This is a genomic window from Streptomyces arenae (assembly GCF_022343545.1).
Classification (GTDB): domain Bacteria; phylum Actinomycetota; class Actinomycetes; order Streptomycetales; family Streptomycetaceae; genus Streptomyces; species Streptomyces humi.
Window position 1 is genome coordinate 63464 of record NZ_JAKQYH010000037.1, and the last position, 10010, is coordinate 73473.

11 protein-coding genes are annotated in these 10010 nt (G+C 71.0%); 9 read left to right on the forward strand and 2 right to left on the reverse strand.

The features are described 5' to 3' along the window. Nucleotides 1–176: 176 nt before the first annotated feature. Nucleotides 177–1181, forward strand: a complete 1005-nt coding sequence (locus MB828_RS15700; RefSeq protein ID WP_301648699.1) for a substrate-binding domain-containing protein — start codon at nucleotides 177–179, stop codon at nucleotides 1179–1181. A 17-nt stretch (nucleotides 1182–1198) separates the two neighbouring features. On the opposite strand, the gene MB828_RS15705 is transcribed toward MB828_RS15700, so the two are convergent. Next, nucleotides 1199–2209 carry a LacI family DNA-binding transcriptional regulator gene (locus MB828_RS15705; RefSeq protein WP_301648700.1) on the reverse strand — a complete coding sequence of 337 codons (1011 nt, stop codon included), beginning with the start codon at nucleotides 2207–2209 and terminating at the stop codon, nucleotides 1199–1201. 251 nt (nucleotides 2210–2460) lie between these two features. Here MB828_RS15705 and MB828_RS15710 point away from each other — a divergent pair, with 251 nt between their 5' ends. From MB828_RS15710 to MB828_RS15725, 4 genes are read left to right on the forward strand one after another with little or no spacing between them, the layout of a single operon-like run. Next, entirely contained in the window at nucleotides 2461–3411 is a 951-nt protein-coding gene (locus tag MB828_RS15710) for a TIM barrel protein (protein WP_301648701.1), read from the forward strand. A gap of 11 nt (nucleotides 3412–3422) precedes the next feature. Then, on the forward strand, nucleotides 3423–4847 hold the full coding sequence (locus MB828_RS15715; protein WP_301648702.1) for a sugar porter family MFS transporter: 1425 nt from the start codon (nucleotides 3423–3425) through the stop codon (nucleotides 4845–4847). A 19-nt stretch (nucleotides 4848–4866) separates the two neighbouring features. After that, complete coding sequence (locus MB828_RS15720; protein WP_301648703.1) at nucleotides 4867–5883, forward strand: Gfo/Idh/MocA family oxidoreductase; 1017 nt, start codon at nucleotides 4867–4869, stop codon at nucleotides 5881–5883. Further along, complete coding sequence (locus MB828_RS15725; RefSeq protein ID WP_301648704.1) at nucleotides 5880–6746, forward strand: sugar phosphate isomerase/epimerase family protein; 867 nt, start codon at nucleotides 5880–5882, stop codon at nucleotides 6744–6746. The genes MB828_RS15720 and MB828_RS15725 overlap by 4 nt, the downstream gene beginning before the upstream one ends. 52 nt (nucleotides 6747–6798) lie before the next feature. Here MB828_RS15725 and MB828_RS15730 read toward each other — a convergent pair whose 3' ends face one another. Beyond that, entirely contained in the window at nucleotides 6799–7296 is a 498-nt protein-coding gene (locus MB828_RS15730; RefSeq protein ID WP_301648705.1) for a DUF6299 family protein, read from the reverse strand. 262 nt (nucleotides 7297–7558) lie between these two features. On the opposite strand from MB828_RS15730, the gene MB828_RS15735 reads away from it, so the two are divergent. The 4 genes from MB828_RS15735 to cysD form a co-directional block, all read left to right on the forward strand. Further along, entirely contained in the window at nucleotides 7559–7753 is a 195-nt protein-coding gene (locus tag MB828_RS15735; RefSeq protein ID WP_133027779.1) for a DUF5999 family protein, read from the forward strand. A 117-nt stretch (nucleotides 7754–7870) separates the two neighbouring features. Further along, nucleotides 7871–8683 carry a PaaX family transcriptional regulator gene (locus MB828_RS15740; RefSeq protein WP_133027780.1) on the forward strand — a complete coding sequence of 271 codons (813 nt, stop codon included), beginning with the start codon at nucleotides 7871–7873 and terminating at the stop codon, nucleotides 8681–8683. Nucleotides 8684–8867: 184 nt separating this feature from the next. Further along, nucleotides 8868–9419 (forward strand): adenylyl-sulfate kinase, encoded by a 552-nt coding sequence (gene cysC / locus MB828_RS15745; protein ID WP_133027781.1) that lies wholly within the window; start codon nucleotides 8868–8870, stop codon nucleotides 9417–9419. After that, nucleotides 9416–10010 (forward strand): sulfate adenylyltransferase subunit CysD (cysD, locus tag MB828_RS15750; RefSeq protein ID WP_301648706.1); only part of this gene is annotated, 595 nt, incomplete at its 3' end. The genes cysC and cysD, both read left to right, overlap by 4 nt.

Genomic DNA, 10010 nt, shown 5'->3' on the forward strand with positions numbered 1-10010 from the left:
GGAAGCCGTCGGCCGCACCCCTGGCCGACGGCACGGAGCTCCCTCCCCGCCCGTGCGAGGCACCCGGTCGGCCACCGGTGCCCCACAGCCCCCCACCGTCGGCGGTCCTCCCCCGTTATCACCGCTCGTTCCGCTCCCCAGAGCCGATCCATACCGCACAGCGAGGTGCCAGGGACATGCACAGAAACCACCGAGCCGCAGCCATGGCCGCCGCCGTCCTGGCGGGCGTCCTGCTCGCCACGGGCTGCTCCAGCAGCTCCGGCGGCAAGAAGTCCGAGGACAGCGGCGCGGCCGCGGCCGCGGGCAAGGCGTCCACGCCCCGCATGACGGTGGCCATGATCACCCACGCCCAGCCCGGCGACACCTTCTGGGACCTGATCCGCAAGGGCGCCGCCGCGGCCGCGGCCAAGGACAACATCAAGCTGGTCTACTCGGCCGACCCGAGCGCCGCCAACCAGGCCAACCTGGTGCAGAACGCGATCGACCAGAAGGTCGACGGCATCGCCCTGACCGCCGCCACGCCCGACGCCCTGAAGGCCGTCGTGACCAAGGCCAGGACCGCCGGCATCCCGGTAGTCGGCTTCAACTCGGGCCTGGACGCCTGGAAGAAGCTCGGCATGCTGGAGTACTTCGGCCAGGACGAGAACATCGCCGGCGAAGCCTTCGGCGAGCGCCTCAACCAGCTCGGCGCCAAGCACGCCCTGTGTGTCGTGCAGGCCCAGGGCCAGGTCGCCCTCGAAGCCCGCTGCGCGGGCCTGACCAAGGGCTTCAAGGGCAAGACCGACAAGATCTACGTCAACGGCACCGACATGCCCTCGGTCAAGTCCACCGTCACCGCCAAGCTCCAGCAGGACTCCTCGATCGACCAGGTCGTCACCCTGGGCGCCCCGATCGCCCTGACCGCCATCCAGTCCGTGAAGGACGCCGGCAGCAAGGCCAAGGTGGCCACCTTCGACCTCAACAAGGACCTGGTCTCGGCGATCCAGAGCGGGTCGGTCGAGTTCGCCGTCGACCAGCAGCCCTACCTCCAGGGCTACCTGGCCGTCGACTCGCTGTGGCTCTACAAGAACAACGGCAACTACAGCGGCGGCGGCACCGCCCCGGTCCTGACCGGCCCTGCCTTCGTCACCAAGGAGAACGCCGACACCATCGCCGAGTTCGCCGCCAACGGCACCCGCTGACGACCCGTCAGCACCTGTCAGGCATTCGGGCCGTCCCCCTCGGGGGGCGGCCCCGTCGTGCCCCGTACGACCAGTTTCGGGTCCAGCACCGCCTCGCGCGGCGCCAGTTCGGGATCCGCCAGCCGCTCCACCGCGAACCGCACCGCGTACTCGGCCATCAGCCCGGCGTCCTGACGCACCGTGGTGAGACCGACCGGCATGAGGTGGGAGAGGTGGCTGTCGTCGAAGCCGACCACGGAGACGTCCCGCGGAACCTCGACCCCGCCGCGCGTCATGGCCATCATCACGCCCATCGCGCAGCGGTCGTTGCCCGCCAGTACCGCCGTCGGCAACGGCACGCCCCGCTCGCGTTCCGCGAGCAGCAGCCGGCCGGTCTCGATGCCGGACTGCTCGGTGTGCGCGCCGGGTATCACCCGGATCTCCGCCGCGAGGCCGTGCCGGCGCATCGCGGCCCGGTAGGAACGGCGCCGCTCGGCCGAGCCGGGGCCGTCGCCGCCGTCGATGTGCAGGATCCGGCGGTGGCCGAGTTCGACCAGGTAGTCCATGGCCTGCCGGACACCCTTGCTCTCCGCGCTGTGCACGAAGTCCACCCGGGCCCGGGGCACCCGCCGGCTGACCGACACCGTCACGGCGCGCTGGCCGAGACCGTCCAGGTAGGCGGGGTCCGCGTCCGGACCGAGCAGTATCAGCGCCTCGCAGCGGTGCCCGAGCAGCGCCTCGACCGCCTTCTCCTCGCTGCGGCCCTGGGCGGCGGCGGAGAGCAGCACGTCGTAACCGAGCCGCTCGGCCTCGGGGTAGATGCCCTCGATGAGGTCGGTGTGGAAGGTCTGGTGCACGGTGAACATGACACCGAGGGTGCGGCTGCGGCCCCGGGCCAGCAGCCGGGCCGCGCTGTCGGGGCGGTAGCCGATCTCGTCGGCGACCCGCAGCACCCGCTCGCGCGTCTCCTGGCTCGCGCCGGGCTGGTTGCGGAACACGATCGACACCAGGGCCCGGGAGACACCGGCCCTTTCGGCGACGTCGGCCATCGTCGGCCGCCGCCTGCCCGCTGCATCCACCTGTGCACCCACCCTTCGACAGGCCCACCCTAGGGCCTGCTCCCGACGGCTCCGGGAAATCCCCCGGCAACAAGGTATTGACATGACATTTGGACAGGAGTCATCGTACTCGCACTAGAGCGCGCTAGTAGAGCGCGCCAGAGACCCTCTTCAAGGGGCCCCTCCACACCCCTTGGCCGACCTGTCTCCGGACTCCCGTCCCCTCCCCCGAAGGACACGCCATGGCAACGGCGCCAGCCCCCCTCCGCACCACAGTCGGCAACCTCTGCCTCGGCTCCGCCCCCGACTCCTGGGGCATCTGGTTCCCGGAGGACGAGCACCAGGTTCCGTACACCCGCTTCCTCGACGAGCTGAAGCAGGCCGGCTACGAGTGGTTCGAACTCGGGCCCTACGGCTACCTCCCCACGGACCCGCAGCGGCTGAAGGCGGAGCTCGACGCCCGTGGCCTGAAGGTCTCCGGCGGCACCGCGTTCGGCGCGCTGCACCGGCCCGAGGCCTGGGACGAGATGCTCGCCCACGTCCGCCGGGTCGCCACCCTGACCCAGGCCGCGGGCGCCCACCACCTGGTCCTCATCCCGCCCATGTACCGGGACGAGAAGACCGGCGCGTTCACCGAGCCGCCCGAGCTCACCCCCGAGCAGTGGGCGGGCTTCGGCAAGGCCGCCGACCGGCTGGGCGAACTGCTCCTCGACGAGTACGACGTGCGGCTCGTCATCCACCCGCACGCCGACAGCCACATCCAGACCCAGCCGGAGATCGAGCGGCTGCTGGGCGAGTCCGACGGCCGCTACACCAACCTGTGCCTGGACACCGGGCACGTCGCGTACGGCGGTGGTGACAACGTCGACCTGATCCGCCGCTTCGGCGAGCGCGTCGGCTACGTCCACATCAAGCAGATGGACCCCGAGATCCTGGCCCAGGTCGCCGCCGAGGACCTCGGCTTCGGCGAGGCCGTCAAGCGGGGCGTGTGCGTCTCGCCGCCCGCCGGTGTGCCGAACCCGGCCGACGTGGTGGCCGAGCTGGCGAAGCTCGACGCCGAGCTGTTCGTGATCGTCGAGCAGGACCTGTACCCGTGCGCCCCCGAGGTGCCGCTGCCCATCGCCACCAGCACGCGCGAGTACCTGAGCGGCCACGGCCTGTCGGGTACCCGTCGCCCGAACCCGAACCGGTAGGAGGCGGCCACATGAACGTCAGGGACGACGCGCTCCAGGCCACCGCCCCCGTCACCGGCCAGCCCTCCCCGGCGGTCGCCCGGCGGCTGCGGCTGATCACGATCATCGCCACCTTCGGCGGACTGCTCTTCGGCTACGACACCGGTGTCATCAACGGCGCGCTGCCGTACATGAGCAAGGACCTCGGGCTGAACTCGGTCACCGAGGGCATGGTCACCAGCTCGCTGCTGCTGGGTGCCGCGCTCGGCGCGGTGGCCGGCGGCCGGTTGTCGGACGCGCGGGGCCGCCGCCGTACGATCCTCACCCTCGCGGTGCTGTTCTTCGTCGGCGCCCTCGGTGCCACCCTCGCCCCCACCACCGCCGTCATGATCGTGGCCCGCTTCGTGCTGGGCCTCGCGGTCGGTGGCGCGTCGGTGACCGTGCCGGTCTACCTCGCGGAGATCTCCCCCGCCGAGCGGCGTGGCGCCCTGGTCACCCGCAACGAGCTGATGATCGTCAGCGGTCAGCTGCTCGCCTTCACCTCGAACGCGGTCATCGCGAACGTGGGCAGCGAGTCCGGTGGCATCTGGCGCTGGATGCTGGTGATCGCCACCGTCCCGGCCGTGGTGCTCTGGTTCGGCATGCTGGTCATGCCGGAGAGCCCGCGCTGGCTGGCCTCCCGGACCCGCTTCGACGAGGCCCTGGAGGTCCTGAGGCAGGTCCGCTCCCAGCAGCGCGCCGAGGCCGAGCTGGCCGAGGTCTCCGCGCTCGCCGTGAAGGAGGAGCAGGAGAAGCTCGGCGGCTGGCAGGACATGCGGGCCACGCCGTGGCTGCGCAAGCTGATGTTCGTGGGCTTCGGCATCGCGATCGTGCAGCAGATCACCGGCGTGAACACGATCATGTACTACGGCACCCAGATCCTCTCGGACGCCGGTTTCGCCTCGGACACCGCGCTGACCGCCAACATCGCCAACGGCGTGATCTCCGTGCTCGCCACCTTCGTCGGCATCTGGCTGCTCGACCGGGTCGACCGCCGGCCGATGCTGATGACCGGCCAGATCGGCACCACGCTGGCGCTGCTGTTCATCGGTGTGTTCTCGCTGGTGCTGCCCGCCGGGGACGGCCGGGCCTACGCCGTGCTCGCCATGACGGTCACCTTCCTCGCCTTCCAGCAGGGCGCCATCTCCCCGGTGACCTGGCTGATGCTCTCCGAGATCTTCCCGATGCGGATGCGCGGCTTCGGGATGGGTGTGGCGGCCGTCGTGCTGTGGCTGACCAACTTCGTGATCGGCCTGGTCTTCCCGTCGCTGGTGTCCGCGATCGGGATCTCCAACACCTTCTTCCTGTTCGTCGTGGCGGGTCTCTTCTCGCTCACCTTCGTGAAGCTCTACGTCCCCGAGACCAAGGGCCGCACCCTCGAAACCCTCGAAGCCGAACTCCGGGCCCGCTTCTCCTGACCCCCCTGAAGGAATCACCATGACTGTTCGTGTAGGAGTGATCGGCGCCGGCTGGATCGGCAAGGAGCACATCCGGCGCCTCACCGAGACCGTGACCGGAGCCCGGGTCACCGCGGTCACCGACATCGACCCGGCGCGCGCGGCGGAGGCCGCGGAGCCGGTCGGTGCCCGGGTGCTGCCCGACGGCGCGGCCGTGGTCGCCGCGGACGACGTGGACGCCGTCCTCGTCACCTCCTGGGGCCCCACGCACGCCGAGCACGTCCTCGACGCGATCGCCGCCGGGAAGCCGGTGTTCTGCGAGAAGCCCCTCGCGACCACCGCCGAGGACTGTCTGAGGATCGTCGAGGCCGAGCAGGCGCACGGCCGCCGCCTGGTCCAGGTCGGCTTCATGCGCCGCTACGACGCCGGCTACCGGCAGATGAAGCAGGTCATCGAGTCGGGGAGGATCGGCGAGCCGCTGATCGTGCACTGCGCCCACCGCAACCCCACCGTGCCGGAGAGCTACACGTCCGCGATGGCCGCGCTGGACACGGCGGTCCACGAGGTGGACGTGCTGCGCTGGCTGCTGGACGACGAGATCGTCTCCACCCAGGTGATCACCCCGCGCGCCACGAGCAAGCGGTTCGCGCACCTGAAGGACCCGCAGATCATGCTCTTCGAGACCGCCAAGGGCGTCCGTATCGACCTGGAGGTCTTCGTCAACTGCCAGTACGGCTACGACATCCAGTGCGAGACCGTCGGCGAGGAGGGCCTGGTCCGGCTGCCCGACCCGGCCGCGGTCGCCGTCCGCACCGCCGGACAGCACAGCACGGCCGTCCTCACGGACTGGGTGGGCCGCTTCCGCGACGCGTTCGACACCGAGTTCCGCGAGTGGATCGCGAGCATCGCCACCGGCGAGGAGCCCACCGGTCCCTCGGCCTGGGACGGCTACGCCGCCACCGTCATCACCGCCGCGACGGTCGAGGCCCTGGAGTCGGGCACCGTCGTCGCCACCGACCTCAAGCCCCGTCCGGCCTGCTACGGAGGCAACGCGTGAAGATCGCCCTCGACCCGTACATGTTCCGCGCCCTGCCGATCGACGACATGGTGCGGACGGTGGCCGAACTCGGTTACGAGTACATCGAGTTGTCGCCGCGCGACGACTTCATGCCGTTCTTCCTGCACCCGCGCGCGGACGACGGGCGGATCGCGGAGCTGAAGAACGCCCTGCGCACGCACGGGGTGAAGCTGTCGTCCGTGCTGCCGCTCTACAAGTGGTCGTCCCCGGACGAGACCGAGCGGCAGGCCGCCGTCCGCTACTGGAAGCGGATGATCGAGATCACGGCCGACCTCGAATGCCCGCTGATGAACAGCGAGTTCAACGGCCGGCCGGAGCGCGCGGCGGAGAGCGAGGCGGCCTTCTGGCGCTCGCTGGAGGAGCTCCTCCCCCTCTTCGAGCGCGAGGGCATCGCCCTCAACCTGGAGGCGCACCCGGACGACTTCTGCGAGGAGAACACCCCCGCGGTCGACCTGGTCCGCGCGATCAACAAGCCCTGGGTGAACTACCTGTACTGCGCCCCGCACTCCTTCCACCTGTCGGGCGCCGATCCCACGGCCGACATCGCGGCGATGATGCGCTACGCCGGTGACAAGCTCCAGCACGTGCACATCGCGGACTCCTTCAACCACAAGGGCTCCAGCGGGCTGCGCTACATCCTCAACCCGCCCGGCACCGCGGCCCGGATCCACCAGCACCTGGACGTCGGACAGGGCGAGGTCGACTGGGACGCGTTCTTCGGCACCCTGCGCGAACTGGGCTTCGACGGTGTCGCCACCGCCTGCGTCTTCGCGTGGGAGGAGCGGGCCCGCGAGTCCTCGGCGTTCATGCTGGACCGCATCAGGAAGGAACTCGCCGGCTGACCGTCCCCGCCGGGTCCCGGCATCCGAGGGTGCCGGGACGCCGGGGCGGGGGTCAGGCCTTGGCGAGGGTGATGTCCTGCTTGCGGGTGGCGTGGAAGTACGGCAGGGGCAGGCCGCCCGAGGGACGCAGTTCCAGGACGGTGGCCTCCACGTTCGCCTTGCCGGGGGCCAGCTTCTCCGAGCTGACCTTGCCGGTGTTCTGCCAGTCGTGCACGGCTCCGTCGCAGACCGCCTGGGTGCCGCCGATGCCGTGCCGGAAGGTCGGCGAGTCCTGGCTGATCGAGGAGCTGATGAACACCGGTCCCGTGGCATCGGTGCAGGTGTAGGTGCCGGAGAGGGTGACCGTGCCGTCGTCGGCGAGCTTGCCGGTCGCCGCGACGGTGACGGATTCGGTGGGGTCGGCGGTCGCGGGGGCGGGCGCGGACGCGGGTGTGGGCGCGGACGCGGGTGTGGGCGCGGACGCGGGGGCGGTGGCGGACGCGGGGGCGGTGGCGACGCACAGCAGGGCGGCCGAGCCGAGGGCCGCGGCGAGGGCGGGGCGTACGGGCATGGTTTCCTCCCGGAACATGGGGGTGGGGGCATGCCCTGGATACCCGTCCGTCGGGCCCGGGAGCGTGATCGTCACTCCTTCGGTGGCGCGTCCCGTGGGGTTTCCGTGTCCCGGCGGCGCGGCGACCGTCGTGACGGCGTCCGAAGGTTGTCCGCGTGTTGTCACAGGTCCCGGCGGGCTGTTCCGCCGCGTTCACGAGGGGAGCATGGTCTGGTCATGCCGGTCGGCGACCGCGCCGGAGGCAGACCCGTGGAGGTGCGCCATGTGTTCCCACCAGTTCCCGAGCGCGACGGCCGACCGCGGCCCGGCGCACATCGTCGCCGCCCACCCCGAACAGGGCTGGACCCTGCTGTGCGACGGGGCGATCGTCTTCGACGACACGGGCGAGCTGCGCGCCGACGGCAGTGTGGTCCCGCCGCGCCGCGGCCCCGCCGAGCGGCTCGCCGTCGCCGCCTGACCCGGCTCCGGCCGCCTCCCCGAAGTGCCTGGTGGCCGCCTCGGGGCGGACCCCGCGATCCTGACTCACATTCAGCCGGGCACCAGAGGTGACCAGCAGTGATGCCGGGGTCCTAAAATGATCAACGTGCCCGAGCAACACGCCCCGAGGTCCCTCATCGTCACGCTCTACGGCGCGTACGGCCGCTTCCTGCCCGGTCCGGTACCCGTCGCCGAGCTGATCCGGCTGCTGGCCGCCGCCGGTGTGGACGCCCCTTCCGTACGCTCCTCGGTGTCCCGGCTGAAACGGCGCGGCCTGCTGGCCCCCGCGAGGACCGCGCAGGGCACCGCAGGGTACGAGCTCTCCGCCGAGGCACGGCAGCTGCTCGACGACGGTGACCGCCGGGTGTACGCCGAGGCTCCCCCCGAGGACGAGGGCTGGGTGCTCGCGGTGTTCTCGGTGCCCGAGTCGGAGCGGCAGAAGCGGCACGTGCTGCGCTCCCGGCTGGCCGGACTCGGCTTCGGCACCGCCGCCCCCGGGGTGTGGATCGCCCCGGCCCGGCTGTTCGAGGAGACCCGGCACACGCTGCGCCGTCTCGCTCTCGACCCGTACGTGGACTTCTTCCGGGGTGACCACCTCGGGTTCGCGCCCACCACGGAGGCGGTCGCCCGCTGGTGGGACCTGACGGCCATCGCCAAGGCGCACGAGGAGTTCCTGGACGCCCATGAGCCGGTGCTGCGCGGCTGGGAGCACCGCGCGGACACCCCGCCCGAGGACGCCTACCGGGACTACCTCCTGGCCCTCGACTCCTGGCGCCACCTGCCGTACATCGACCCCGGGCTGCCGACCGGTCTGCTGCCCGCCGACTGGCCGGGCACCCGTTCGGCTGCCGTCTTCCGGGCGCTGCACGCGCGGCTGCGGGACGCGGGAGGCGTGTTCGCCGGTCTGTGAACCGGGCGCACGGTGAACACCGGCACCTTTGTGAAATGTTCATTGCAGGACCGTGTGACCTCTTGCGCACCAGGAGTCACTCAGCCAAACCTCAGCTTCCTTGACCGTTCCTCTCAGACTTCTTACCTACCCTTCGACGGGTCGTACGCGGGTTGGACGAAGGTAAGGAAGAGGTCTGTTGCGCATGACCACCACGCCAAGGGCCCAGGGGGCCACGGTCTGGCTGACGGGGCTGCCGAGTGCGGGGAAGACGACGATCGCCCGCCTCCTCGGTGACCGGCTCAAGGCCGAGGGACATCGCGTGGAGGTCCTCGACGGCGACGAGATCCGCCGCTTCCTCTCGGCCGGTCTGGGCTTCAGCCGCGCGGACCGCAACACCAACGTGCAGCGCATCGGCCTAGTCTCCGAGGTGCTGGCGCGCAACGGCGTGCTCTCCGTGGTCCCGGTGATCGCCCCCTACGCGGACAGCCGTGAGGCGGTACGCACCCGGCACGGGAAGAGCGGGACGCCGTACCTGGAAGTGCACGTCGCGACCCCGGTCGAGGTGTGCAGCGAGCGGGACGTGAAGGGGCTGTACGCCAGGCAGGCCGCGGGCGAGCTGACCGGGCTGACCGGTGTCGACGACCCGTACGAGCCGCCCGTCGACCCGGCGCTGGTGCTGCGCACCCAGGAGCAGACCCCGCAGGAGTCGGCGGACGCGGTACACGCGCTGCTGGTGGAGCGGGGGCTGGCATGAGCACCTTCACGCTGTCCCACCTGGACGCGCTGGAGTCCGAGGCGGTCCACATCTTCCGTGAGGTGGCGGGCGAGTTCGAGCGGCCGGTGATCCTGTTCTCCGGCGGCAAGGACTCGATCCTGATGCTGCACCTGGCGCTGAAGGCGTTCGCGCCGGCGGCCGTCCCCTTCTCCCTGCTGCACGTGGACACCGGGCACAACTTCCCCGAGGTCCTGGAATATCGCGACCGCACCGTCGAGCGGCACGGGCTGCGGCTGCACGTGGCCTCCGTGCAGGACTACATCGACCGGGGAGTGCTGCGCGAGCGCCCCGACGGCACCCGCAACCCCCTCCAGACACTGCCGCTCACCGAGAAGATCCAGAGCGAGCGCTTCGACGCCGTGTTCGGCGGCGGCCGCCGCGACGAGGAGAAGGCCCGCGCCAAGGAACGGGTGTTCTCACTGCGCGACGAGTTCTCCCAGTGGGACCCGCGCCGCCAGCGCCCCGAGCTGTGGAACCTCTACAACGGCCGGCACGCCCCCGGCGAACACGTCCGCGTCTTCCCGCTGTCCAACTGGACCGAGCTGGACGTCTGGCAGTACATCGCCCGCG